This window comes from Ruegeria sp. BG9, from assembly GCF_056538305.1.
Genome location: NZ_JBQFSY010000003.1, coordinates 208,035 through 234,264, shown reverse-complemented (window position 1 = coordinate 234,264; position 26,230 = coordinate 208,035). Strand labels below are relative to the sequence as shown.

Sequence of the window (26,230 nt, the reverse complement as noted above, 5' to 3'; positions counted from 1 at the left end):
ATACTCAGTCTCAACCCTATCGCCAATACCAAAGGCTCAGGCTAAAAGCACAGCAATCGAAACAGAAAGGACCAGCGAAATGCGCGTCTATTACGATCGCGATTGCGACATCAACCTGATCAAAGACAAAAAAGTGGCCATCCTGGGCTATGGCTCGCAAGGCCACGCGCACGCGCTGAACCTGCGCGACTCGGGTGCGAAGAACCTGGTCGTCGCCCTGCGCGAAGGCTCGCCCTCGGCCAAGAAAGCCGAAGGTGAAGGCCTGCAGGTCATGGGTATCGCCGAAGCGGCCGCATGGTGCGACGTCATCATGTTCACCATGCCCGACGAATTGCAGGCTGAGACCTACAAGAAATACGTTCATGACAACATCAAGCCGGGCTCGGCCATTGCATTCGCGCACGGCCTGAACGTCCATTTCGGCCTGATCGAGCCGAAAGAAGGCGTCGACGTCATCATGATGGCCCCCAAAGGCCCCGGCCACACCGTGCGTGGCGAATACACCAAAGGCGGCGGCGTGCCTTGCCTTGTTGCCGTCAACAACGACGCAACCGGCAAAGCACTGGAAATCGGCCTGTCCTACTGCTCGGCCATCGGTGGCGGCCGCTCGGGCATCATCGAGACCAACTTCCGTGAAGAGTGTGAAACCGACCTGTTCGGCGAACAAGCCGTTCTGTGCGGTGGCCTGGTAGAGCTGATCCGCTGCGGCTTTGAAACTCTGGTCGAAGCGGGCTACGCGCCCGAGATGGCTTACTTCGAGTGTCTGCACGAAGTGAAGCTGATCGTTGACCTGATCTATGAAGGCGGCATCGCTAACATGGATTACTCGATCTCGAACACGGCCGAGTACGGCCAGTACGTCACCGGCCCGCGTATCCTGAAATACGACGAGACCAAAGCGCGTATGAAAGAGGTTCTGAACGACATCCAGCAGGGTAAATTCGTTCGCGACTTCATGCTGGAAAACGCCGTTGGCCAGCCGACCATCAAAGCGTCGCGCCGTGCCAATGACGAGCACATGATCGAGGAAACCGGTGCCAAACTGCGCGCCATGATGCCCTGGATCTCGGCCGGTAAAATGGTCGACAAAGAAAAGAACTAAGCCCGGCATCCGTCGGCGAAAGGGCGGCCCGCATGGCCGCCCTTTTTCATTTGCACCCGCGCAAAACCCGAACCATAAACGTCTGATCAAAAGAGACTTTCCCCCAACCCACAGGTACTACTATGGTGTCCCAGCCCACAAAACAGGATTGGATCGGCGTCTTCTCGCTTGGCCTTATCTGGGGCGGTACATTCATGGTCGTAGCCATGGCACTTGAGGGGTATGGCCCGATCACGGTTGCGACGTCTCGCACCACGCTCGGCGCTTTGACACTACTGTTGCTGATGCGGATCACCGGACGCCGGTTTCCAACGCTCACTCCGGCACTTGGCGGCTCAATCATCTTGATCGGCGTGCTGTCTACGGCGATACCGTTCATGTTGCTCAGCTGGGGGCAGCAGTTTGTGCCGTCGGCCTTTGCGGGCCTGTCTATGGCGGCTATCCCCTTGATGGTGCTGCCACTGGCGCATTTCTTCTCGGACGAACCGCTCAACTTGCGTCGTTTTCTGGGGGTGTGCCTTGGGTTTTCAGGCGCATTGGTCCTGATTGGTCCGGGGCTTTTGCAACTGGGCCGAGGAACCGAGCCGATTGCGCAAATGGCCTGCATCACAGCCGCCTTGTGCTACGCGGTTTCATCCATCTTGACGCGGCGGTGCCCTCCGATTGATCCGGTTGCACTTGCGGCCCTGACATTGCTGGTGGGCGCGGCGCTGCTGCTGCCGATCATGCTGATGACCGAGGGGTTGCCCGAATGGCAAGGCACCCGCCCCACTCTGGCGCTGATCGTACTGGGCCTGGTACCGACAGCCTTGGCGAACCTCTTGCGTGTCTCGATCACGCGCAGCGCGGGGTCGGTGTTTCTGACCCTTGTGAATTATCAGGTCCCCGTCTGGTCGATGGTTTTCGGAGCGTGGATTCTGTCCGAGGCCCTGCCCCTGCGGTTCTATATCGCGCTGACCCTGATTCTGACGGGCATGGCCATCAGCCAGTGGTTCAGCCTGCGCAAAGCTGTGATCGGCCACTAGGACGCCGCTGCCTCGACCTCGGCCACAATGCCATCAACCACCTGCGTCAACAGGGTGGCGTCCTCGCATTCAGCCATGACACGGATCAGAGGCTCGGTCCCTGACTTGCGGATCAGCAGACGACCCTGCCCGTTGAGGCGCGCTTCAGCATCGGCAATCGCGGCTTGCACACTGGCCACCTCAAGCGGCATTTGGCCGTGTTGATAGCGCACATTCTTCAACAGCTGAGGCACCGTTTCAAATTGCTGAGCAAGTTCAGAGGCTTTGCGTCCGCTCAGAACCATCTCGGACAGGAAATGTAGCCCAGCCATCAGGCCGTCGCCGGTCGTCGCGTAGTCGCTCATGACGATATGGCCGGATTGCTCGCCGCCAAGGTTGAAGCCGCCCTGGCGCATCCGTTCCACGACATAGCGATCGCCAACTGCCGTACGCTCCAGCCGCAGGCCTTGCCCTTGCAGATGTCGCTCCAACCCGAGGTTGGACATGACTGTTGCCACCAAAGCACCGCCACGCAGCTGTTCGGCCCGCGCCCAAGCCCCGGCCAACAGGGCCATCAGTTGATCGCCATCGGCAACCTTGCCATTTTCATCAATAACGACAACCCGATCCGCGTCGCCATCAAGACAGATACCAACATCCGCACCATGCGATACAACGGTTTCCGCAGCCACGCGCGGCTTGGTTGAACCGCATTCGAGATTGATGTTCTTGCCGTTCGGCGACACGCCCATCGGGATGACTTCGGCACCAAGCTCCCATAGGACCTCGGGCGCAGTGCGGTGGGCTGCACCATTGGCGCAGTCGATCACCACTTTCAAACCATCCAGACGCACATCGCGCGGAAGCGAGGATTTGACCCGCTCCCCATAACGGAACCGCGCGTCATCAACCCGACGGGCACGCCCGATATTCTGCGCTTTAGCGGGGTTGACGCCTTCTTCGATCAAACGCTCGATCTCAAGCTCGGCCTGATCTGAGAGTTTATATCCGTCAGGCCCGAAGAACTTGATACCGTTATCTTCCGCTGGATTGTGGCTGGCCGAAATCATGACGCCCAGATCCGCGCGCATAGATTGGGTCATCAGACCCACCGCAGGGGTCGGAACCGGCCCCAGCAACAACACGTTCATACCGGTTGAGGTCAAACCCGCCGTCAGCGCGTTTTCCAGCATATAGCCGGACAGACGCGTGTCCTTGCCGATGACCACGCGGTGAACTCCGGTCGTGTCACGGCGAAAATAGCGCCCGACCGCCGCACCTATGCGCAAGGCCATTTCTGCTGTCATCGGATGCGTATTGGCTGTGCCTCGCACACCGTCAGTTCCGAACAGCTTGCGCATAGTCGACTCTCCGTAAAATTTGCTTGTGACCGGATTAACGGACGGCAGCCCATAGGCGCAAGGCCTGAGCGGTCTCGGCCACGTCATGGACCCGAATGATCTGCACGCCTTGGGACAATCCGTCCAGAGCAACCGCGATTGACCCCGGCGCGCGTGCGGTTTTTCGCGGTTCCTGCCCGATGGACCCGATAAAGCCCTTACGCGACACGCCCAGAAGAATCGGGCAGCCCAGACCATGGAACAGGCTTAAGTTGCGCAGCAGGGCCAGATTGTGGTCCTCGGTCTTGCCGAAACCGATGCCCGGATCGACGATGATCAGATCTCTGTTCAGGCCTAACGCCTCGAGCCGTTCAATCTGACCGGCCAGGAAATCGTAGACATCCAGCACGACGTTTTCATAGACCGGATTGTCCTGCATGGTCGCGGGATCGCCCTGCATATGCATGACACAGACCGGCACGCCCAAACCCGCGCAGAAAGGCGCAAGATCGGGGTCGAAGGTGAAGCCCGAGACATCATTGACCAGCCCCGCCCCGGCCTCACAGGCCGCCTTGGCGACAGCAGCCTTTCGGGTGTCGATTGAGATCAGAGCGTTGGTCTCAGCCCGAATCGCTTCGATCACCGGACGGGTCCGGGTGATCTCTTCGTCTGCGGGGACGAAATCTGCTCCGGGTCGCGTGGATTCTCCGCCGATGTCTAGAATCGTAGCCCCGTGCGAGACCATCTCAATGGCCCCTGCACGCGCGGCCTCAACCGAGCTGTGGATGCCACCGTCCGAGAAGCTGTCAGGCGTTGCGTTCAGGATACCCATAATATGAGGGCGCGCCATATCCAAACCGGACAGCGCCGCGCGCGGTCGGCTGATTCGGTGTAGCACATCCGCGGGGATATTCGCTGCGGCTACGACCTGAGACACTCCATCGCGCGAAAGCACTTCGGCATGAGTGAACCAGAGCGACTGCCCGGCCAAAGGCACGGCTCCATCCGGACGAGCCGTACCGTGCTGTACCAGCGGTCGGTAGTAGCGGCTCACAATTGTGCCTGATCAACGGCCACAGCACGCAGCGGCGTTTTCGGCTCTTTCGGCAATGCGCCTCCGATCACCATCATCTCGCTGGCCTCAAAGGTGGCGGCAAACCATGCCGCCAGCGCAACTGCGTCGGATGGTGCGGCCGAGGGGCCATCGACGGCATCCAGAACGATCTTTGACGGGGCCCAGACGCAAATCTGGCCGTTCTTCATCGCCCAATCCAGCTCGGTCCGGGTCGAGACGACCACGCAGCGATGATCACGCGCGGCCAGAACCCACGCGTTCTGTTCGATCGACAACAGGTCGATGCGGCGCTGGGTCATAGCGTGCCCTGTCTGCGGCACCGGAAGGTCCGAGGCCCCGACACACAGGATCAAGGGACGCTGACGGTTTTCCAACTGATCTATCCAGCCGGTCAGATTGTCCGACGCCATCGCCTCATTCGATAGATAAACAAGACGTGGATGAGGGCGTTCCTCTTCGACGACGTCGTGATGCACGGCATCCTTGCTCCGCACTATCTCGACCCCGAGCGCACCGGGGCCACGATCCAGCTTTTCGATCCGGACAAATACTCGAACCGCTTGCGGCTCCAGCAGGATACGTTCGGCCACACGTTCGGCCAGCGTTTCCAACAGATTCAGACGCTCGGCCGCCAGTTCATAGGCAATTGCCTCGGTCACGCGGTCATAGGACAGGATACGATCCACATCGTCATCAATATCCGAGGTCAGCGGACGCACCTCAACCACGATGTTAAAGCAGATACGCTGGGTCGTGCCGCGTTCGGCCTGAAAGGCACCGATCTCAACCTCGACAGTATGATCACGGAGCGAGATGCGATCCAAAGGTCCTCTGGGCGAGGTCGCCTCGGACCGTTCAGAGGGGTGCGCAAAAGCGAGGCGGATTTCAGAACTCATGGGTCAGGCCTTCTTGGGCTCGTTGAAACATTCGCCAAGTCTAGGCGTTTCGAGGGCCTATAGCATTCATACAAACGCCATTCCAACCGCTGATTTCGACGCTTTTTCTGCGTGCAATGGTATACGCTGCGCCTTGAATTCAAGACGCAGCGCTAGACCTGCCTCAGTTGCTCGCAGTGCGGTAATTGTGACGGTAGAAGATGTGAACACCAATCTTCGCCGTCTGTTTATAAACCCGCGCCCAGGACGGGCGGACCGCAGTGGTATGATAGTGGGTCGCCCCTTCAGTCAGCTCTTTGGCAACGCCATCCATCGCCGCGCGGGCGACTTTCGAGACACGCTCAAAGGCTTTCTTCTCGTGGATCACTTCCTTGCGGCCATCACATGTATAGGTGAACTGGCACTGGTACTTTTTTCCGGTCCCCTGACGGATCACACCGCAAAGGCTATCGGGAAAGCGGCTGCTCTTGACCCGGTTCAGGATAACCTCGGCCACTGCAAACTGACCGCGCACGCTTTCGCCGCGGGCTTCAAAATACAGCGCCTCTGACAGGCATTTCCAGCCTTCATCTCCGGACGCTTTGGGCTGTTGGTCCAGCCAATCCTTGGAATAGGACACTTTGATCGGTTCCACCACTTTACGCGGCTGGAACAATTTCAGATAGTCCCGAAAGCTCTGCCCCGGCAATTCACTGCGGGCAACTAGTTCTTTCTTATTGGCATCCGTAGCTTCCCTCTCAGCGTAGGACGCACTCGGCAGCACGGTTGCCGCCAATGTGGCAACAGCCATTATGTAACGTAGCATCAGATAACCTCGCACAGGCACTTCACGCGCCAAACCCTCCCCCGGCGGGCGCGACGAGGCATTTAGCGCAGTCTTGCGCAAAGGTCCAGATCAGAGGCAAATACAAGTGGAAATTCGCTCGTGGGGAAAAACAATTCCGCCACAAGTTCGCTTATTGACCACTAATCATGGGGTTTCAGGCTGCTGTCAACCCCCAAGTCTGGACGAAATTGCCAGTTGAGCGGCAGCCAGCCGAGCGACCGGTACTCGGAACGGAGAGCAGGACACATAGTCGAAGCCCAGATCGCGGCAAATGGCGATTGATTCGGGGTTTCCGCCGTGTTCTCCACAGACCGAAAGGGTCACATCGGGTTGGGCCGCGCGCCCCCTTTCAGACCCGAGCTTGAGCAATTCGCCCACCCCGTCCGCGTCCAGAACATGGAACGGGTCTTCGGTGAACACCCCCTGCCGAACATAGGCCGACATGAAACGTCCCGCGTCATCGCGTGACAGACCATAAGTCATCTGGGTCAGGTCGTTGGTTCCAAAGCTTAAGAAAGCGGTGTTGGGTGCAATCTCTTCAGCGCGCAGGCAGGCGCGCGGCGTTTCGACCATCACACCGAGGCGGTATTCGAACTCCTGCCCCTTTTCAGCTGCGACAGCGGCCGCCACCGAGTCGATGCGAGACTTTACCAACTCGACCTCTCGCTTGGCCGAGACCAGCGGGATCATCACCTCGGGTACAACTGGCGCACCGTTCTTGCGGGCCTCCAGCGTGGCTTCAAAAATCGCGCGGGCCTGCATGTCGTAGATTTCCGGGACTGTGACGCCCAGGCGAACCCCGCGCAGACCCAGCATTGGGTTGTATTCGGTCATTGCGGAGACGCGACGCTCAACATCCGAGACAGGCAGATCCAGCGCTTCGGCCAGTTCGCGCTGGCCGCCGCGGGTGGTCGGTAGGAATTCGTGCAGCGGCGGGTCAAACAGACGAATACAGACCGGTTGCCCCTCCATTATGCGGAAAAGCTGCACGAAATCGTCGCGCTGCATAGGCAGCAAACGCTCCAACACGGCGGCACGACCCGAGGAGGTCTGCGCAAAGATCATCTCGCGCATCACGATCAGGCGGCCGGGGTCAAAGAACATATGCTCGGTCCGGCACAGGCCGATGCCCTGCGCCTGAAAATTGCGCGCAGTCTGCGCATCCGCAGGGGTATCGGCATTGGCGCGGATTTCGATATCCCGCTCGGCATCCGCCCAGCCCATGAGTGTCTGGAAACAGTCGTCCAGCGCGGCCTCAAGCATCTCGGGCTGCCCCGCCAGAACCTGACCCGAGCTTCCGTCGATCGTCAGAACGTCTCCGGTCTTGAACACTCGCCCATCCGGGGTCGTCAGCATTTTCTTCTTGGTCTGGAACCGCATTTCAGAGGCACCGACGATGCAAGGCAGACCCAAACCCCGCCCGATCACGGCGGCATGGCTGGTCATCCCTCCCTTTTCGGTCAGAACGGCAACGGCGGCATGCATGCCCCGAACATCCTCGGGCGAGGTTTCGCGGCGTACAAGAACACAGGCTTCGCCCCGCGCGGCGCTGGCTTGCGCCTCGGCGGCCGTAAACACGATCTTGCCGGTCGACGCCCCCGGACTTGCGCCAATCGCGGTGGTCAGTACATCCCGCTCTGCCTCGGGGTGGACCTGCCGGTGCAACAGTTCGTTCAGTGCATGAGGGTCCACGCGCATCACCGCCTCTTGTGGCGGGATGATACCGTCTTCAGCCAGCCGCACCGCAATCCGCATCGCCGCGCGCGAGGTCCGCTGAACGCGCACGCCGTCCAGAATATGCACATTGCCGTTCTGGATCACGAATTCGACCTGCATTTCCTCGCGCAGCTTCTCGCGCATCAAAGCGGCCTGAGCTTTCAGATCGGCAAATGCGTTGGGCGCCACTTCTTCCAGAGACGGTCCCCGCGGGTCTTTCTCAAGATACAGCGCCGAGACGTCTTCGCCCAACGCATCCCGCCCCTGACTCTGGCTCAGGTACCGGCCAGTGATCTGAGGCATCCCGGTTGTCGGATCCACCAACTGGAACACACCCGATCCGCATTCGCCTTGTCCGACGCCCGGTATCATCTCTTGGATGACGAGCCCCAACCCCGCATCGGCCGGAGCGCCCTTGGCCTGACGTAACAGGCGCGCTGAGGTGCCATCCCACGCCCGCGCCATCGAGCGCAAAACGCCAATCAACTGCTCACCGCGATCCTCAGGGAAAACCTCATCGGTCTCGTCCTCATAGGCGTGCAGAGTACGCTTCAACCCCGCGACACCATCCTCGTCGATCTCGTCGAACACATCCGCATCCAAACGCGCCACATGTATCGCATAGCTTTGCACAAAGCGCAGATACATGGCTGCGGCAGGCTCATCACCCATCGAGTTCGACAGCTCGGCAAACCGCGCCTCGTTCATGCCGATATTCAGGACCGCACCGGGGCCGCCCCAATCGGGGTCCTCGGAACTGGGACGCACACACAACAAGGCCGTCGGCTCGAATTGCTCAAGGATTGCGGCTAGATCGGGGATTTGTCCTTCGGCGATACGCTGCACCGCGTCAAAAGACAACGCGACCGTGCGCGGCACCGGCATCTCCAACCGGACCAGACGTTGCAGGCACTTTGCCCGCCCCCCATGGGTGTGCGGGGCAACGGGCGCGGTGGACGTGATAAGCGTGGTATGCGGATTATTCTGCACTGCGGCACCTTTTGGTTTCACCGCAGCATAGGCCCATGCGCCCGTCGCGCAAGGGTGATCTGGGCGCGAAAATCCGCGCGCCCGGACCTTTAGCCTTCGATCTTGGTCAGATCGGCAACGCTGGAACAGACCGAGCGGATCTGGCTGAGCAGGTTCAGGCGGTTGCGGCGCAGGATGTCATTGTCGGTGTTGACCTGCACATCCTCAAAGAACGCATCCACTGGCCCACGCAGCGCTGCCATGGCCGCCATAGCGGTTGGGAAATCCTCGGCCCTGAGCGCCAGATCAATCTGGGCCTGCGCCGCGTCAAGCGCCGAGAACAGAGCCTTTTCGCTGTCCGTCTCGGCGAATTTCACATCCGCACCGTAGGAGTATTCGACCCCGTCCTTCTCTTCGGCTTGCGTTAGGATGTTGTTGGCCCGCTTGAACCCCTGCACGAGGTTTTCCCCGTTCTCGGTCGCGATCACTGCGTTCAGTGCGCGGGCGCGTTTGACCAGTAGGTTGAGGTCATCATTGCCGTCCATCGCGATACAGGCGTCGATGACGTCGTGACGGATGCCCTCATCACGGAGGAAGACTTTGAGGCGGTCGTGGAAGAACGACAGGAGATCGTCAGATGCATCTGGGACCTTTTTCTCCAGTTCAAGAAAAGCTGCCGCAGGCAAATCATCTATTTTGTCTCTTACGGTCTGGAATGCAGCGCCAAAGACACCTCGCTCTGCGATTTCTGCCAACAGATCAAGAACGTTAGCCTCCGGCAACGCCTCATTGATCGCGATTTCTGCTCGTATCAGTTGGCTGTCAAAGAACCGATCCAAGGACAGGCGCAGATCGTTTTCGAGTATCAAACGAATTACACCCAAGGCAGCACGACGCAGAGCAAACGGGTCTTTCGAACCGGTGGGCTTCTCATCAATCGCCCAAAATCCTGTCAGCGTGTCCAGCTTGTCCGCCAGCGCCACGGTCACCGAAAGCGGCGCAGTCGGCACGTCATCTGACGGGCCAAGCGGCGAGTAGTGGTCCTGTGCCACAGCGGCCACGGCGGCGTCCTCGCCTGCCGCTTCGATGTAGTAGCGGCCCATAAGCCCCTGAAGTTCGGGGAATTCATACACCATCTCAGAGCTCAGATCGGCCTTGGCCAGACGCGCGGATTTCTCCGCTTGAATAGCGTCCGCTCCAGTCACAGGCGCCAGTTCGCAGGCCAGTGCGGCGACGCGGTCGATGCGTTCAGCTTGTGTGCCCAGCTTGTTGTGGAAGGTCACATTCTCCAGCGCACGGGTCCATTGGGCGATGTCCGACTTGGCGATACGCAGGTCGTTCTCCCAGAAGAATTTCGCATCCGCCAGACGGGCCGAAAGGACCTTCTGGTTCCCGGCCAGAATGGTCGCGCCATTGTCAGCAGTTTCGCGGTTGGCGACGGTGATGAAACGCTCGATCCGGCCGGTTTTGGGGTTCTTCACGGAAAAGAACTTCTGGTGCTCTTTCATCGACGTCTGCAGCACCTCAGGCGGCAGGTCGAGGAATTCGTCGTCAATCTGCCCCATCAGCACCACGGGCCATTCAACCAGACCAGCGACCTCGGCCAGCAGGCCTTTGTCGTCAACCACTTCCAGACCGGAGGCAAAGGCCATGTTCTGGGCATCGTTCCAGATATGTTCGGCGCGTTCCTCGGGCGACAGGACCACGAAGGCGCGTTTCAGTTTGGCGGCGTAATCCTCGAACGAGGAAACGGCAAAGCGGTTCGGGGCCATGAACCGGTGGCCCTCGGTCGTGTCACCGGATGTGATGCCTTCGACCTCAAGCGGGACAACCTGCGCACCCGTCTCATCGATCAGAATGCACAGGATCGAGTGCAGAGGCCGAACCCACCGCATCGGGCCAGAGCCCCAGCGCATCGATTTTGGCCATGGGAAGTTGCGGATCGTGGCTTCAAGCACTTCGGCCACGATCTCTGCCGCCGGGCGTCCGGGCTTTTCGATCTGGGCGAAATAGACCGCACCTTTGGGGGTGTCGCGTTCCTCTAATTGGTCACGGGTCAAACCAGCGCCGCGCAGGAAGCCTTCGATCGCTTTGTCAGGTGCCCCGACCTTGGGGCCTTTGCGCTCCTCGCGGATTGTGGGGCTTTCCGCCAACAGCCCTTCGACCGCCAAGGTCAGACGGCGCGGCGTGGTCAGGGCGGCGGCAGAGGCATAGGTCAAACCGGCCTCGACCAAACCATCGGTGATCCGCTTTTTCAGGTCCTCACCCGCGCGGGTCTGCATACGCGCGGGGATCTCCTCGGAAAACAGTTCGATCAGCAGGTCGGGCATTTTCGGTCCTTAGAAATTTACGATCGTTTGGATGACGATGGCATTGGCGATATCCACAAAGAATGCGGATACAAGGGGCAGCACGATAAAGGCAATAGGCGATGGGCCATATCGCTTGGTAACGGCGGTCATATTCGCGATAGCGGTGGGGGTTGCACCCAACGCGAAGCCTCCAAACCCTGCAGCCAACACCGCGGCGCGGTAATTTGAGCCCATGACCGGGAACAGCACCCACAGCACAAAAACCACCGTGAACAGGGTCTGGGCGGACATGATGACGACAATGGCCATGCCGAGTTCGGCGATGGTCCAGAGCTGAAGGCTCATTAGTGACATCGCCAGAAACGCGCCCAAGGCAAATTCCGAGATCAACGCCAGCGATGGCGTGCGCGATACCGGTGGGGCCGACGGTGCCACTAAGGCGCGTACATTGGCGATGACGATTCCCATGATCAAACACGGCACAAACAGCGGCAGCTTGAGACCAGCAGCCGAGATCGCTTCGCCCAGAGAATAACCCGCAATGATCGCGAGGTTGAGATGCAGCAAAACGCGCATGATCGACACGTGGTCGATATCGAGCGACCTGCCTTCTGTTTCGTCCGGCAATCCGACACTGGGCCCTTCGTCTGGACGGTCGGGGCTGAGATTGCGCCCTTCAACCAGCAACCGCGCAATCGGTCCACCGACCAGGGCGGCCAGAACCAAACCTAGCGTTGCAACGGCAACACCCAACTCGGTCGCGCTGTCCAACCCTGTCGCCCGCGCAACTTCGGGCGCCCATGCGATTGCGGTCCCGTGCCCGCCGATCAGCGCCGCCGAGCCGAACAGAACACCCGCCTGCGCCGGATAACCAAACATGGAAGCGCCAGCCGCACCGATCACGTTTTGCAAAACGATCGTCACAAGGGTCAGGATCAGAAGCAAAAACAGCGGCTTGCCGCCCGAAATCAGGTCCGAAAGACGTGCATTCAATCCGATCCCGGCAAAAAATACGACCAGTAGAAAATCCCGCGTACCCAGCTCGAATGCGAGTTCAAGATCGAATATCAAATACAGCGCCAGAACGGCAAACGAAGCCAGCAACCCTCCGGTCACGGGTTCGGGGATGTTGAAATTGCGAAGTGCGGCGACTTGATCATTGATCCGCGCGCCAAGCAGGTAGACGGCAAAACCTAAGGTCGCCGTCAGAAACTCAGGGATTTCGACGACGTGCTGCATGGCGGTCTCCTTACTGCTGCGGTCTGGGTGGGCATTCCTCGCCGACCACGGTGCCATCATAGGCTTTTTCACCGCAATTGTTCAGAGAATGCCAGACAAAGCCACGCCCATCCTCAGCAATCACAACAATGCGGTCCACCCCGTAGTGGATATTCTTCGCGCTCATGTAGGCCTGCGCCTGCCCCGTCTTCAACGCATCGGCTATAGCAACCGCGTCATAGCAGTCGAACCAACCCGGAGCGGTCAAAGGCTCTGCATTCTCGACCGTTGTGAAGCCCGACAATTGTTCCTTGGAGAGATCCGTGTTGAAGCAGGCCCGGTACCGGATCGGAGAGCTGTCTGCATCAATCGCCTGAAACAACGAATAGGCAATCGGCTGAGGAGTTTCACCGCCCACAGACAAAAGAGTAACGTCCTGTCCGGGCTTGGGTTCGACCTCATAATAAAAGCCGTAGACTTGCAGGTAATACATGCCCGCCCCGGCCAGCACGGCCGAAAGCCCTAGAATGATCGCAAGCAATTTTCCTGTCATTGTCTTAGGCTGCCTCTTTCAAGTTCCTGAAAAATCGGACAGGTTTCGCAGTGAAGATTGATACCAAAAGGGTGTTTTCATGGAATCGACCCTCGCCGTTGGGTTCTTTGGTGCGCTGTTTGCGATCATGAACCCGATCACCAACCTGCCTGTGTTCCTGAGTGTTACGCAGGACTTGCCCCCTGCGGATCAACGTAAAGTCGCAGTTAAAACCGCGCTCTACTGCCTGGTCCTGGGCGGCGCGTTCGCAGCCATTGGGAGTCAGACGCTGAGCTTGTTCGGAATCAGCGTGGACCATCTGCGTGTCGCCGGAGGGTTGGTTGTACTGATGATCGGCCTGAATATGCTGAACGGCAACGAAAGCACCTCGCATCACGGAACGGACGGAGAAAAAGAGGCTTATCCTGCGCCCGACACAGTCGCGTTCTATCCATTGGCCTTTCCCATTCTGGTCGGTCCAGGCACGATCACGACCCTGATACTGTATGCGCATCACGTCAGCAAGCCACTTGAAGCCGTTGTTTTTGCAGGTGTATTCCTGACCGTCGTTGCCTTGCTTCTGGTCACCTTCTGGAATGCCCCATGGCTGTCCAAACGTCTTTCGAGCAACGCACGCGTCATCATGAGCCGCTTCATGGGTATGATCCTGTCGGCCATCGCCATCGGCATGATTTCTGACGGCCTCAAGGCATTGCTGCCCGGATTGGCCTGAACGCTGCATCAGGCCTCGTACCCGGCGGCCTCGGTCAGGACAAACGCATCCGCGCATTGCTTGGCCAGCGCCCGGACACGGCCGATGTACGCCTGCCGTTCGGTCACCGAGATCACCCCGCGCGCGTCCAGCAGGTTGAAGATGTGGCTGGCCTTAATGCACTGATCATAGGCCGGGTGCGCCATCACGATGCGCTTGCCGGTTTTAGGATCATCATGCTGTTGCTCCAGAATGGTGGCGCATTCGGCCTCAGCTTCTTCGAAATGACGCAGCAGAACCTCAGTGTTGGCCACATCAAAGTTCCAACGGGCGTATTCCTCTTCGGTCTGCTTGAAGATGTCACCGTATGTCAGCGGGCTGGGGGACTGAGGATCGTTGAACGGCATATCCATCACATGGTCGATGCCCAACACATACATCGCCAGACGCTCCAATCCATAGGTCAGTTCACCGGAGACCGGCGTGCAATCATGACCACCGACCTGCTGGAAATAGGTGAACTGGCTGACTTCCATACCGTCACACCAAACCTCCCATCCTAGGCCCCACGCGCCGAGGGTCGGGCTTTCCCAGTCGTCCTCGACAAAACGGATGTCGTGCAGCTCCATGTCGATACCGATGGCCTCGAGGCTGCCCAGATATAGCTCTTGCAGGTCCGGCGGGCTGGGTTTGATCAGAACCTGATACTGATAGTAGTGCTGCAGACGGTTCGGGTTCTCACCATAGCGCCCGTCCGTCGGACGGCGCGAAGGTTGAACATAGGCCGCGGCCCATGCCTTGGACCCCAGCGCGCGCAGGGTTGTCGCCGGGTGGAACGTCCCTGCCCCGACCTCCATGTCATAAGGCTGCAAAATCGCACAGCCTTTCGAGGCCCAATAGGTCTGAAGCCGCAGGATGATCTCCTGAAAAGAACGAGGTGCGCTGGACTGATCGGTCATGACATTCCCTTTGGGCGCGCCTGCGCCCGGTTCCGATGGGTTTGGCCCTTCCTATGCAAGGGGCCGAGGGGCGTCAACGGGCCAATAGGTCCCTGCTGTATCTGCGCTGCCACACCGCAAATTCCCCGCATTCTCGCCATGGCTTTCGCCACCCGAAATCGGGTATTCTGAGCAAAAGCATCAAAACTGCATAAACGGGCAGAAAATGACACGAGTATTTACGGCAATTTTATTGTTTCTTTTGGTCGGCCTGCGCGCCGCAACCGCCCAGCAAGATCAAGGTGTCTGGGTTCAGGTCGAGGCGCAGCCATCCCTGCGTGAGGCACAAGATCGTGCGCAGGACTACGCCCGCGCACTCCCTGACGTGAACGGCTTTCGCCTTAACAGCGGTTGGTACGCCATTGTGATCGGCCCCTACCTGCGCAGCGACGCAGAACAGGTGCTGCGGGTTTACCGCGCCGAAGGACAAATTCCTCGCGACAGTTTCATCACCTTCTCAAGTTCCCTAGGCCAGCAGTACTGGCCGATCGGGGCGAATGTGTTGAACCGGGGCACCATTGCCCCGCCGGTAGAACCCGAACAGCCCACCATCGACACGCTGTCTGACGCAACCCCGCAGCCTTCGGATGAAACCCGCTCGCAGGCGTTGCAATCCGAGCGTTTGTTGACTTCTCAGGAACGCAAGGACCTGCAGACTGCACTTCAGGCTGCCGGGTTCTACAACTCGACCATCGACGGAGCCTTCGGCCAAGGCACACGTCGTTCGATGGCCGACTGGCAGAGCTTCAACGGATATGAGTCAACCGGCGTTCTCACCACCGTCCAACGCGCCGCATTGATCGAGGACTATAATGCACCGCTCATCAGCGTTGGAATGGCGCGATACACCGACGATCAGGCCGGGATTTCGGTTGATCTGCCTTTGGAGGCCATCGTCTTTGACCGCTATGAGGCCCCTTTTGCGCATTTCCAAAGCACATCCGACCTGAACGCACAGGCGCTGCTGATCAGTCAGGAGGGTGGCAAATCCACCCTGCGCGCGCTTTATGAGGTGATGCAATCGCTGGAAATCGTACCGCTGAACGGCCCACGAGAACTGCGCGGTGATCGCTTTACGCTTGAAGGGCGCGGCAAGGGCATCGTCTCTTACACCGAAGCGGCGCTGAAGGATGGCAAGATCAAAGGCTTCACGCTGGTCTGGCCCGAGGGTGATGAAGCCCGCCGCGCCCGTGTTCTGGCCGCGATGAAGGCCAGCTTTGCCACCACCGATGCGGTTCTGGATTCCAGCGCAGGCGCAGATGCTGAGCAGCGCGTCGATCTGGTCTCGGGGCTTCAGGTTCGCAAACCGCGCCTGTCCCGTTCGGGCTTCTTCGCGGATGCGTCCGGCACTGTCCTGACCGTATCCGAGGCCGCCAACAGCTGCAGCCGTGTCACGCTGGATGGCGATCAGGAGCTTCAGGTGGCCTGGACGGATGCCGATCTGGGCGTCTCTGTCCTGCGCCCGCGCAAGTCTTTGGCCCCGATCAACGTGGCCGAGTTCCGCTCAGACCAGCCGCGTATTCAGTCCGAGGTCGCGGTCTCCGGTTTCTCTTACGAAGGGGCTTTGGGGGCACCGACGCTCACCTTCGGTCAGATCGCAGACGTGCGCGGCCTGAACGGAGAAGCCGGTGTGAAACGTCTCGCTCTGGCCGCACAGCCGGGAGATGCCGGTGGTCCGGTCTTTGACGACAGTGGCAGCGTTGTTGGCATGCTGCTGCCCACCCCGTCCGAGGGCCGCACCCTGCCCGGCTCGGTCAGTCTGGCGGTTTCGACCCAAGGGCTGAACGACGTCCTGACGAAAGCGGGTATCTCGGGCCAAGCGGCGCAAGAGACGGCTGAGATCTCACCCAACGAGCTGAGCCGCCGCGCCAATGGAATGACTGTTCTGGTGCATTGCTGGGACTAGTAACGTCCCAAAACTGAAAAAGCCGCTGCGCATCTGCGCTGCGGCTTTCTTGTTTCCCGACTAAAGAATGTTCGGCGTCACGTAGATCAATGTCGGTCCCGAGGCCTGAAACGCAGCTTTGACTGCCTCCTGCATCTCATCCACAGTTTTCGGAGCACTGGACAGCGCCCCGAACGCCTCAGCCAGTTTGCAGAAATCAGGATTACGCGCCACAACGGCGTTAGGCGCGATCTGGCTGCGGACCATGCTGTCCTCAATCTCTTTCAGCTTACCGTTGTCCCAAAGGATAATCGGCAACGAAAGGCCCAGTTCCACCGCCACGCCCAGTTCTTGCATCGTGTAGTGGAACCCATAGTCCCCGGCGATCACCGCCGTCGGCCGTCCCCGCCGCGCCACTGCCCCACCGATGCCAGCGGGCAAAGCATAGCCCAAAGTGCCAAAGCCGGTCGGATGGTGCCAGTGGTGCGGATAGGCCATGTCCCAGACCTCTTTCGCGGCATAGGCGAATTGGGTCATGTCCGAATAGATCATGGTGTCGGCAGGCATCGCGGCGCGCAGCGCATCAACGACCGGCACGATGCCTGGGCGCTCTGCATCAACCTCGGCCCGCCAACGGGCGCGCACCTCAGCGACTTCCTCAGCCGTCCAACCCGTCGCAGGTTTGGCGCTCTCAGTAACGGCCCACAGGGCGCGGGCAAAGCTGGCACTGTCGGCCTGAATCTTGACGGCAGCGCGGTGGCGGTCTGACAGGACCTCGGCGTCCAAGTCGACGCGGACCAGATGCGCCGAATGGCCAAGCTCTTCCCGCCAGAGGTCAACCTCGCTCAGCTCGGCCCCAACAGCGATCACCAGATCGGCTGAGGCGATCACCTCGGCGCTGCCGGGCCGAGGCAGCATCGCCCCGAAATCCAAAGGATAGTTCGCCCCGACCATGCCACGCCCCGCGTAAGTCGTGAAACAGGCTGCCCCCAGCTGAGTCAGAATTTGCCGCCATTCGTTCGATTTGCAGCCGCCGCCCAGAATGAACAAAGGTCGTTTGGAGATGTTCAGCAAGGACACAACCGGCGCGACATCCGGGGCAAACACCTTGGGGCGCAGGGCTGTTTGGTTCGGGAACTGCGCGGGATCGGCATCGCCCTCAAGCTGTGCAATCGGCACCTGAATGTGCTTGGGCCGCGGGCGAGAAAGTTCGAACTCCTCAAACGCACGCTCGACCAGACCATAAGCGGCCTGCGCGGTGTTCGCTTGCGCCGACCAATCCGCGACCGTGCCCGCCGCGCCTTGCTGGTCCTTCATCTGGTGCAACTGGCCGCGCTGCGCCTGCGTCTCATCCAGACAGGATGACAGCACCAGCATCGGGACCGAGTCGCTATAGGCTTGCCCCATCGGTGTCATGATGTTGCACAGCCCCGGACCGGTGATGACATAGGCAACGCCCGGCTTACCCGTCGCCCGCGCATAACCATCGGCCATGAAACCGGCGCCCTGCTCATGCCGGGTCAGCACATGGGTGATCCCGGCCTCTTCTATGCCGCGGTACATTTCCTGATTGTGGACGCCGGGGATACCAAAAATCACATCCACGCCGCGATCCCTCAGCATGTGAGACAGCTGCGCGCCAAGGGGTCTTTTCATCAGTCTCTCCAGAATTGGACGGTAAAGATTGCGTAGACGGCCAGCAACTCGAGCCGACCAACCAACATGCCTGCTGTCAGCAGCCATTTCGCGGTGTCGTTCAGGCCGGCGAAATTGCCCGCAGGGCCGATCTGATTCCCCAGCCCCGGGCCGACATTGGCAAGCGCCGTCGCAGCTCCCGAAACGGATGTGATGAAGTCCAGCCCGGTCAACGCCAGCGCCCAGGACAAAATCCCCATCGACAGGACGAAAAACATGAAAAAGCTCATGACCGAGGTCAGAACGCCCCGGCTGACAGGTCTGCCGTCGTAAAGCGGAACAAAAACCCCATGCGGCGATCGAATGCGCCGGATCTGCGTTTTGATCGACGCAAAAAGAAGCTGATAGCGGAACACTTTGATCGAACAGGCGGTCGATCCGGCGCAGCCTCCGATCAGGCCGATCAGGAAGAACAGCATGATCGGGAAGCTACCCCACAGCATGTAGTCGACACTCGCATAGCCAGTGCCCGAGATGATCGAGGTGATGTTGAACAGCGACTCGCGCAGGGCCCTTTCCCAATGGTGCGGAAAGACCGAGGTCAGGAACACAGACATCACGACGACCAGTACCAGAATGGTTGCCAGAAAGGCCCGGATCTGACTGTCTTGCCACAGCGACGAGGTGTTGCCATTGGCCAGTTGCACATAGCGCACGAACGGCAATGCCGCGAGGATCATAAAGACCGAGGCCGCGTATTCCGCCGGGCCACTGAAGGTTGCAAACGAGCTGTCGTAGTTCGAGAATCCACCCGTTGCGATGGTGGTCATAGCGTGGACTGTCGCATCAAAGAACCCCATCCCGACGGCCGCATAGACAAGGCCGCAGGCCAGTGTCAGGAACACATAGATCAGCGAGATCTGGCCCGCGATCTCCTGCGCGCGGGGAAGGATTTTCCCCATGGTTTCAAACCCTTCCGAACGGAAGATTTGCATACCACCGACCCGCAGCTCAGGCAGGAAAACCATAGCCACAACGATGATCCCGATGCCGCCCAGCCATTGCAGGATACCGCGCCATAGCAGCAGGCCCTGCGGTAGGTCATCCAGACCCGAAATCACGGTCGATCCGGTGGTGGTCAGGCCAGACATCGCCTCGAAATACGCGTCGACAAAGCGCAGCTCGGTCTCGCCAAACAGAAACGGAATTGCTCCGAACACCGGCAGCGCGACCCAGACGCCCGAGGTCAGCAAAAAGGTCTGACGGATGGTCAGACCTTCTCCTACGCCATTGGCGCAGCTCAGCGCAAGGACAACGCCGGTCAGAACGGTGATGATCGCGCTTTCAAGAAAGACATGCCACTCGCCCCGCCCCTCGATCATGTCGGCAAGCATAGGCAGCAGCATGGTCGCCCCCAGAATGGCGACCAGCATGCCAATCACATATCCGACCGGGCGAAGATCCATCATGACGCGCAGCGTTGGCGCGCCAGCCCGACCGTGTCAAGCAGATGACCCCGATTACTCGTCGGATTTCGCAACGACCTTGGGCATTGCGGGCGGTTTAGACGGCGCGCGCGTTTTGCGAGGGGCCGGTTTAAGGGCCTCTGTCGTGGCTGCAGCAGCTTTGGCCGGTGCCGCACTTGGTGCCTTGGCCGCGGGTTTTGGCGCAGTCTTGGGGGCCGCCGGAGTTTTGGCCGGTGCCGCTTTTTTTGCCACGGTCTTTGCCGGAGCTGCCTTGGCCGCAGGTTTAGGTGTTGCGGACGCAGGGGCAGCCTTGGCTGCGGGTTTGGATGTCGCCGGTGTAGGCGCTGCCTTGGCCGCTGGTTTTGTCTTTGCTGTTGCCGGGGTCGTCTTATCAGCCGTTTTGGGCTTTGCTACAGCCGGGGCTGCCTTAGCCGCAGGTTTAGGCGTCGCCGGTGCGGGGGCAGCTTTGGCGGCTTCTGGTTTCGTCGCCGTGCGTGGTTTAGCGGTGAATTTTGCAACCGGTTCCGCCTTGGGCTTCGATGCAGCGGGTTTGGGCTGCGCCTTCTTGGCAGTCGAGGCCCGCTTGGCCGGAGCAGGTTTTGCAGCCTGTTTGGCAACAGGTTTAGGTGCCGTCGCACGTTTTGCTGCAGGTTTGGCCGGCGCCGGCTCCGATGCTGTATTGCGCAGCGCGTGCAAGGGCGCCATCGGCAGTTCCATGGCCGACCGGGCCATGATCTGCATAATCTTCATCTGGCTGACCACGGCGTATCCAGCCACGCGCATTGCAGCCGCCTGCAGCTCCAGCGGTTGAGAAATTGGGTTCATGACATGTCTCTCCTGTAAATGCGATGCAGCCGGAACACTGAGAGAGGGATGCCCAGTCCGCGCCGATCACTCGGGCGGTTGGCGGGGTCTTGCAGTCCAAGGCGTCGCACGTCTCGGCTTCCTTCCGGGGGCGGCACACCCGTATAGACGGGCAAGCGGCAGCTGCATTCCCTGCCTTCATAGCCCATTTACTGCGCAGACGCAGCAAATTTCGCTGCATTGCGGCGAAAAAGCGCTGTTTTGGAAAAGACGCGGCTAAATTTACCGCATCTCCGGAGGGTTAGCCCACGTGGAATAAGGTCGTGAACAGACGCGGATCAAGGCTGGAGGTCGCAAATGTGGGCCCTTCCGTCAGGATCGAGACCGCATCATGGCTATGCAGGCTCTCCTGATGGCTGGCGATCACACGGAAATCGCCGACGTGATGATCGGCCAGCAATTCGGCACAGAAGAGGCGCGCAGCATCTTCGACAAAGATCGGATTGGCCGCGTTCAACTCGGCAAAGGCCTGTTCATCCTCGCGTTTGACCATGACCTGTGTTTCCGTCGGTACCGCACGGCGGCACAGCTCGATCAGGTCTTCAAACCACAGGCAATCAGCGTCGCAATCCACCAACACTGAAACCCGCGCGACCGAGCGCTGCGAGTGCGGCGTTGCCAACTGTCCGCGCTGAGACCGGGCGTGCTCGCTCAGTTCCAGCGAGCAAGGACAGGTCGAGGAATAGACATAGTCCAGATGCATGATCTTCTGGCGCACACCGTTCTGTTCGATCAGTTCCAGCGCGATGTCGTAATACTGGTAGCCCTCGAGGCCAGAGCGCAGGCTTTTCACCTTGGCCGGATAGGAAAAGCGCATCTGTAGGCGCGCGTCGAAACTGTCGAGGTCGGTCAGATAGTCGCTCAGTGCGGCTTCCATCACCTCAAAGCTGAAGGTCCGCTCGGCGTGTTTGTAAAAGGACCGCATGATGCGAGACATGTTGATGCCCTTCTTCTCGGCCTCAAGGCTCACCGTGCCGGTGACCGAAGTCTCAAGCGTCAGGTCGTCCCCATCCTTGCGGTGAAAACTGATCGGCAGGCGAAAGTTCGAGATGCCCACGTGCTGGATCTGCTGCTTGGCCCCCCGGATCAGGCTGGACGGGCCGTTTTGCAGATCGGGCAATGTGGCCCGATAGGCCTCGTCCGCGACAAAACCTTCGGGATATTCACGTGACAGAGACGGATAGTTCACCGCCGACATGCCGGGCACGAGCCGCGCCAGGGACGGGTCCAGCTGGCTGATCTCGGCCGCAGGCGCGGTCTTGGCCCATTGCCGCAGCAATTTCAGCGCTTCCGCGGCCTGTTCCCGGTTTGGGGCGTCGTCGATGTCACGGGGGTGAACATTCATAGGCTGAGGTTCCTCGGTTGGCCGTCGAAATTAAAACGGCTGAAGTTCAGTATCCATTTTAACCCGATACGGGCCAATTAACAGGATGGATCGAAAAAACCCAGCGTAAATCCGGCATTCTACGCGCGGTAGCGAAACAGTGTGCCGCCAGCCTCCTCGGGTCAGAGAGGCAGTTTGCACCACCTCTCTGCCTGAAACGTCACCGGTTTGAGGCGTTTTCTACTGACCTTGCGAAACCTCCAACGCATGTTGGATATCGGCCAACAAATCGTTGGCATCCTCAAGACCGATTGACAGGCGGATCAGACCGGGTGTGATGCCCAGTTCATCTTTCTGTTCGTCACTCAGACGCTGATGAGTTGTGGTTGCCGGATGGGTCGCGATTGATTTCGCATCCCCCAAATTATTCGAGATCACCGGGATCGTCAGCGCATTGAGAAACGCAAATGCCGCGTCCTTGCCGCCCTTGATGTCCAGCGACAGCACTGTTCCGCCCTTCCCGCCCAGCTGCGTCTGCACCAGAGCATTCTGCGCATGGGTTTTCAGACCCGGATACAGCGTCCGCTCCAGCGCCGAGTGGCCTTCCAGCGCCTCAGCCACAGCCTGCGCCGTTGCGGCCTGCGCGTTTACCCGCAAAGCCATCGTCTCGAGACCCTTCAGCATGATCCACGCGCTGAACGGGCTGAGCGCACCGCCAGTATGTTTCATGTAGGGTTCGACGGTGCCACGGATGAACTCCTTGGTGCCAAGGATCACACCGCCTAACGCCCGACCTTGCCCGTCGATATGTTTGGTCGCCGAATAGATCACCACATCCGCGCCCTGCTCGACCGCACGCGAGAACACCGGGGTCGAGAACACGTTGTCCACCAGAACCAATGCACCAACTGCATGGGCCAGTTCCGCAACGGCAGTAATGTCGATCACCTCAAGCGTCGGGTTCGACATGGATTCGAAGAACACGGCTTTTGTGTCGGGGCGGATCGCCGCCTTCCACTGGTCAAGATCGGTGCCATCGACAAACGTCACCTCGACACCGTAGCGGGTCAGGATGTTTTCCAGAATGAACAGACACGACCCGAACAGCGCCTTGGCCGAGACCACATGGTCCCCCGCCTTCAGCATCGAGGTCAACGCACCATTGACAGCGGCCATGCCGGACGCCGTGGCAAAGGCATCCTCGGCCCCTTCTAGCGCCGCGATGCGCTGTTCGAACATCGACACTGTCGGGTTGCCGTAGCGGGCATAGATGAACTCATCCGGGCCACATTCCAAGAACCGTGCCTCGGCCTGCTCGGCAGTGTCGTACACGAAGCCCTGGGTCAGGAAGATCGCTTCGCTCACCTCATTGTACTGACTGCGACGGATGCCGCCATGGACGGCTTGGGTGCGTTTGGTCCAGTTCTCGCTCATGTCATTCCTTTCGGCCTCGATCCCAGAGGCGCATCAAAAAAACCCCAGACGCGGTCAAGCGAAAGGGGCCTTTCATCCTGACCTTTTAGCGGTGTTGTTTAGCGTGGCCCGCAATCCGGTAACAAATCGCCACGTGGTGTTGTTGCCCTTACGCCGCAGTTGCGAATTCGTCAAGCCCGACACCTGCAACGTCACGGTTCTGTAATCGTTCATTCACGGAAACGTCATAGCGCCATGACAAAGCGACACCACAACATCTTGTATGGGGCAGAGCTATGCCAGTAATCAGGATCAATGCTGTCAACGGACGTGCTGAGTTGCATGGTACCTCCCGCCCCTTGATTGAGGCTGTGCAAGAGGCCCAACAATCCGACGGACCAGTCGTTATCATGACCCACGGATACAAGTATCGGCCCAACGATGCAGGTGCCTGCCCACACCGGCATATTCTGTCGCTGCACCCCAAGGCGATGCCCTGGTACAGCCCCAGCTGGCCGCAGCATCTGGGCTTTGGTAGCGGGTTTGAGGACGAAGGTCTTGCCATTGCCGTTGGTTGGGACGCGCGGGGCCCGCTCTGGTCAGCGCAACGTCGTGCCGTTGAAGCGGGCAAGGTACTGGCTGACGTCATTCGTAAAGTGCATCATTTAAATCCAAAGCGTCCGATCCATTTCATCGGCCATTCCATGGGTATTGAGGTGGCGCTGGAGGCTCTGCATCATATTCCACCCGGCGCGCTCAGCCGGATCATTTCACTCACCGGGGCTGCCTATCAATCCCGCACCGTCGCGGCCCTGACCACACCTGCCGGGCGCGCGGCTGAATTCATCAACATCATCAGCCGCGAGAACGATCTATTCGACTTTCTTTATGAAACCTTCATCCAGCCACCCCGTCGTGGTGATCTCAGCATTGGCGCGGGCCTGACGGCACCAAACTCGGTCACATTGCAGATCGATTGCCCGGACACGGTGGATCACCTGTCGGCGCTGATCTCCCCGCTCGCCGCGCCCGAGCGGCGTATCTGCCACTGGTCCAGCTACACGCGTCCCGGCGTGCTGCGCGTCTACAACGCCTTGCTGCGCGATCCCGAGCGCCTCTGCCTGCAAAGGCTCAAACGCGGTATCCCCGAAAAACCGCACAGGCGCTGGTCACGGTTTTTTGCCCTAACCCGCCCACAGGGCCTCTTGCCGTTTGCTCAGAAAGCTTCATGATCCCCTCAGCTTGAGGAGACATCATGATCGACCTGTATTTCTGGCCCACCCCGAACGGTTGGAAAGCCTCCATCGCCCTGGAAGAGATGGAGCTGCCCTACACCACGCATCTGATCAATATCGGCAAGGGTGACCAGTTCGAACCAGAGTTCCTTAAGATCTCGCCCAATAACCGCATGCCCGCTATCGTCGATCCGGACGGCCCCGATGGTGCGCCAATCACGGTTTTCGAAAGTGGCGCGATCCTGATGTATCTGGCCCGCAAAACCGGCCGGTTTTACGGCGCGACCGAACGGGACAGGGTTGCGGTGGAAGAGTGGTTGATGTGGCAGATGGGCGGCGTTGGCCCGATGGCGGGTCAGGCGCATCACTTCCTGAAATATGCCCCCAACCTCGAGCCTCCGCAGGACTTGCCCTATGCCAAAGACCGCTACCGGACCGAGGTCGCTCGGCTTTACGGCGTGCTGGATCGTCGCCTGGCCGAGAATGAATATGTCGCAGGTGATTTTTACTCGATCGCCGATATGTCGATTTGGGGCTGGGCGAGCCTTTGGGAGGGTCAGCAGCAGGTTCTGGACGATAAGCCTCACTTCGCCCGCTGGCTAGAGGCTGTGAGCGCCCGCCCGGGCGTGCAAGCCGGACGCGCCTTGTATGCAGAGCTGCGCGGGGATCACAGTAGCAAGCAAGCGCAGAGTGTTTTGTTCAAGCGCTAGCTGAGGCCCGGTCGCCAGCTTTAGAAGTCTACGCGAAAACCTCGGCCATGTTGCGAACAACCGGTTTCTGACGCGCCACGACAAGAACGATACTTGTAAGCCCAAACACAATGAACGGCGCCATCAACACGTTTTCAACCCACGGGTAAACTGCATCCCGCTCTGACAAGTCCTCGAACAGTCGAGTGTGAAACAAAAAGGCCCGAGTGGTTAGCTTGGTGGCGAAAAGCGCGGACATAGCAACGCAGAACTGCAATGCGATATTCCAAAGACTGATAGGCTTTTCGAAATTCCTCACGCTGAGTTTCGATGTGCCAAGCAGAGTCGCGAATATCCACATTACGATACAAACTCCGACCGTGGTGGTCGTCGTCGGACTATTGAGGAATATGACAGACCCCAGAATTGTGCCAGCGATGACAAAGGCAAATGAACACGCAATCAGCCGGGCGGAATAGTGCACTTTTCGCAGCGTTCTGAACTGACCCCAAGGATCTTCATCACCCTCTGGCCAAATTGCACGAAAGGCCCCCAATACAGCAAGGCAACAGTACGAAGCGGCGCACACCAAAATGAAAAACGGCGCGACGTCGTTGGGCGCGACCCAAGAGATCAACGGGGCATCAAGGACGATAAATCCACTCAATATGACCAGAGCGGCGCCGCACAGGCATATCACGGCGTGAAACAGAACATATCCAACTGTTCCGGGCGCAACCACGTGCTCCATCAGTCTCGGCACGGCTAAAAATGCCAGAATGAATGTCAGACCCGCAACGGGAAAATAGGCCTGAACGTCCAAATCAGTTCTGATGTTTCTATCAAGCTGCTGTATGAAAAACGAAATGGACAGGGCGATCACAATCAGAGTGATCACTACGGCAAATCTCAACAACAAACGATGCGTGTGGAAAATAAATGAACTCATAGCTGCCGCGTAGTCAGGGAATTGGGCGAAACTAAGACCTTACGCTTTCTTTGAGCGCGACTAGTGGCGG

General features: G+C 59.3%; 21 protein-coding genes and 1 riboswitch. Of the genes, 7 read left to right on the top strand and 14 right to left on the bottom strand.

Features of this window, described 5'->3' with window-relative positions; genetic code table 11:
- Positions 1–79: 79 nt before the first annotated feature.
- Positions 80–1,102: a ketol-acid reductoisomerase gene (gene ilvC / locus ACR0I8_RS07005; RefSeq protein ID WP_170689921.1), complete on the top strand. Its 1,023-nt coding sequence runs from the start codon at positions 80–82 to the stop codon at positions 1,100–1,102.
- Between the two features lie 122 nt (positions 1,103–1,224).
- The gene (locus ACR0I8_RS07000) at positions 1,225–2,127 is read left to right on the top strand and encodes a DMT family transporter (RefSeq protein WP_170689919.1); all 903 of its coding nucleotides are present in this window, start codon (positions 1,225–1,227) and stop codon (positions 2,125–2,127) included.
- On the opposite strand, the gene glmM is transcribed toward ACR0I8_RS07000, so the two are convergent.
- The 8 genes from glmM to ACR0I8_RS06960 form a co-directional block, all read right to left on the bottom strand.
- Complete coding sequence (glmM, locus tag ACR0I8_RS06995) at positions 2,124–3,467, bottom strand: phosphoglucosamine mutase (protein WP_170689917.1); 1,344 nt, start codon at positions 3,465–3,467, stop codon at positions 2,124–2,126. The genes ACR0I8_RS07000 and glmM overlap by 4 nt on opposite strands.
- 34 nt (positions 3,468–3,501) lie before the next feature.
- On the bottom strand, positions 3,502–4,500 hold the full coding sequence (folP, locus tag ACR0I8_RS06990; RefSeq protein ID WP_480702927.1) for a dihydropteroate synthase: 999 nt from the start codon (positions 4,498–4,500) through the stop codon (positions 3,502–3,504).
- The gene (locus tag ACR0I8_RS06985) at positions 4,497–5,417 is read right to left on the bottom strand and encodes a dihydroneopterin aldolase (RefSeq protein ID WP_170689914.1); all 921 of its coding nucleotides are present in this window, start codon (positions 5,415–5,417) and stop codon (positions 4,497–4,499) included. The genes folP and ACR0I8_RS06985 overlap by 4 nt, the downstream gene beginning before the upstream one ends.
- Positions 5,418–5,580: 163 nt before the next feature.
- Positions 5,581–6,222: a cell wall hydrolase gene (locus ACR0I8_RS06980; protein WP_170638959.1), complete on the bottom strand. Its 642-nt coding sequence runs from the start codon at positions 6,220–6,222 to the stop codon at positions 5,581–5,583.
- Positions 6,223–6,408: 186 nt separating this feature from the next.
- The gene (locus ACR0I8_RS06975) at positions 6,409–8,970 is read right to left on the bottom strand and encodes a pyruvate, phosphate dikinase (RefSeq protein WP_170689912.1); all 2,562 of its coding nucleotides are present in this window, start codon (positions 8,968–8,970) and stop codon (positions 6,409–6,411) included.
- Positions 8,971–9,038: 68 nt separating this feature from the next.
- On the bottom strand, positions 9,039–11,258 hold the full coding sequence (glyS, locus tag ACR0I8_RS06970) for a glycine--tRNA ligase subunit beta (RefSeq protein ID WP_170689910.1): 2,220 nt from the start codon (positions 11,256–11,258) through the stop codon (positions 9,039–9,041).
- Between the two features lie 9 nt (positions 11,259–11,267).
- Entirely contained in the window at positions 11,268–12,479 is a 1,212-nt protein-coding gene (gene gltS / locus ACR0I8_RS06965) for a sodium/glutamate symporter (RefSeq protein ID WP_170376394.1), read from the bottom strand.
- Positions 12,480–12,489: 10 nt separating this feature from the next.
- The gene (locus tag ACR0I8_RS06960) at positions 12,490–13,011 is read right to left on the bottom strand and encodes a DUF6446 family protein (protein WP_170376392.1); all 522 of its coding nucleotides are present in this window, start codon (positions 13,009–13,011) and stop codon (positions 12,490–12,492) included.
- A gap of 79 nt (positions 13,012–13,090) precedes the next feature.
- Between ACR0I8_RS06960 and ACR0I8_RS06955 the strand changes: the two genes are divergently transcribed.
- Entirely contained in the window at positions 13,091–13,723 is a 633-nt protein-coding gene (locus ACR0I8_RS06955; protein WP_170376390.1) for a MarC family protein, read from the top strand.
- An 8-nt stretch (positions 13,724–13,731) separates the two neighbouring features.
- Here ACR0I8_RS06955 and ACR0I8_RS06950 read toward each other — a convergent pair whose 3' ends face one another.
- Positions 13,732–14,661, bottom strand: coding sequence for a glycine--tRNA ligase subunit alpha (locus ACR0I8_RS06950; protein ID WP_170689909.1), 930 nt, complete (start codon positions 14,659–14,661; stop codon positions 13,732–13,734).
- A gap of 205 nt (positions 14,662–14,866) precedes the next feature.
- Between ACR0I8_RS06950 and ACR0I8_RS06945 the strand changes: the two genes are divergently transcribed.
- Complete coding sequence (locus ACR0I8_RS06945) at positions 14,867–16,606, top strand: serine protease (RefSeq protein ID WP_170689907.1); 1,740 nt, start codon at positions 14,867–14,869, stop codon at positions 16,604–16,606.
- A gap of 60 nt (positions 16,607–16,666) precedes the next feature.
- Here ACR0I8_RS06945 and ACR0I8_RS06940 read toward each other — a convergent pair whose 3' ends face one another.
- Both ACR0I8_RS06940 and ACR0I8_RS06935 read right to left on the bottom strand, forming a co-directional pair.
- On the bottom strand, positions 16,667–18,241 hold the full coding sequence (locus ACR0I8_RS06940; RefSeq protein ID WP_170689905.1) for a 5-guanidino-2-oxopentanoate decarboxylase: 1,575 nt from the start codon (positions 18,239–18,241) through the stop codon (positions 16,667–16,669).
- Positions 18,241–19,689, bottom strand: a complete 1,449-nt coding sequence (locus ACR0I8_RS06935) for a TrkH family potassium uptake protein (RefSeq protein WP_170689903.1) — start codon at positions 19,687–19,689, stop codon at positions 18,241–18,243. Before ACR0I8_RS06935 ends, ACR0I8_RS06940 begins: the two co-directional genes overlap by 1 nt.
- Here ACR0I8_RS06935 and ACR0I8_RS06930 point away from each other — a divergent pair.
- The gene (locus ACR0I8_RS06930) at positions 19,688–20,497 is read left to right on the top strand and encodes a hypothetical protein (protein WP_170689901.1); all 810 of its coding nucleotides are present in this window, start codon (positions 19,688–19,690) and stop codon (positions 20,495–20,497) included. The genes ACR0I8_RS06935 and ACR0I8_RS06930 overlap by 2 nt on opposite strands.
- Positions 20,498–20,791: 294 nt before the next feature.
- On the opposite strand, the gene folE2 is transcribed toward ACR0I8_RS06930, so the two are convergent.
- Together folE2 and metZ are read right to left on the bottom strand one after the other, a co-directional pair.
- The gene (gene folE2, locus ACR0I8_RS06925; protein ID WP_170689900.1) at positions 20,792–21,895 is read right to left on the bottom strand and encodes a GTP cyclohydrolase FolE2; all 1,104 of its coding nucleotides are present in this window, start codon (positions 21,893–21,895) and stop codon (positions 20,792–20,794) included.
- A 219-nt stretch (positions 21,896–22,114) separates the two neighbouring features.
- Complete coding sequence (gene metZ / locus ACR0I8_RS06920) at positions 22,115–23,308, bottom strand: O-succinylhomoserine sulfhydrylase (protein ID WP_170376376.1); 1,194 nt, start codon at positions 23,306–23,308, stop codon at positions 22,115–22,117.
- Positions 23,309–23,373: 65 nt separating this feature from the next.
- Positions 23,374–23,451, bottom strand: a riboswitch (SAM riboswitch).
- A gap of 132 nt (positions 23,452–23,583) precedes the next feature.
- Between metZ and ACR0I8_RS06915 the strand changes: the two genes are divergently transcribed.
- Positions 23,584–24,519 carry a DUF726 domain-containing protein gene (locus tag ACR0I8_RS06915; RefSeq protein WP_170689898.1) on the top strand — a complete coding sequence of 312 codons (936 nt, stop codon included), beginning with the start codon at positions 23,584–23,586 and terminating at the stop codon, positions 24,517–24,519.
- Between the two features lie 23 nt (positions 24,520–24,542).
- Positions 24,543–25,232 carry a glutathione S-transferase N-terminal domain-containing protein gene (locus ACR0I8_RS06910; protein WP_170689896.1) on the top strand — a complete coding sequence of 230 codons (690 nt, stop codon included), beginning with the start codon at positions 24,543–24,545 and terminating at the stop codon, positions 25,230–25,232.
- Between the two features lie 28 nt (positions 25,233–25,260).
- On the opposite strand, the gene ACR0I8_RS06905 is transcribed toward ACR0I8_RS06910, so the two are convergent.
- A complete protein-coding gene (locus ACR0I8_RS06905; protein WP_170689895.1) occupies positions 25,261–26,160 on the bottom strand; it encodes a hypothetical protein in 900 nt (299 codons plus the stop codon).
- Positions 26,161–26,230 lie beyond the last annotated feature (70 nt).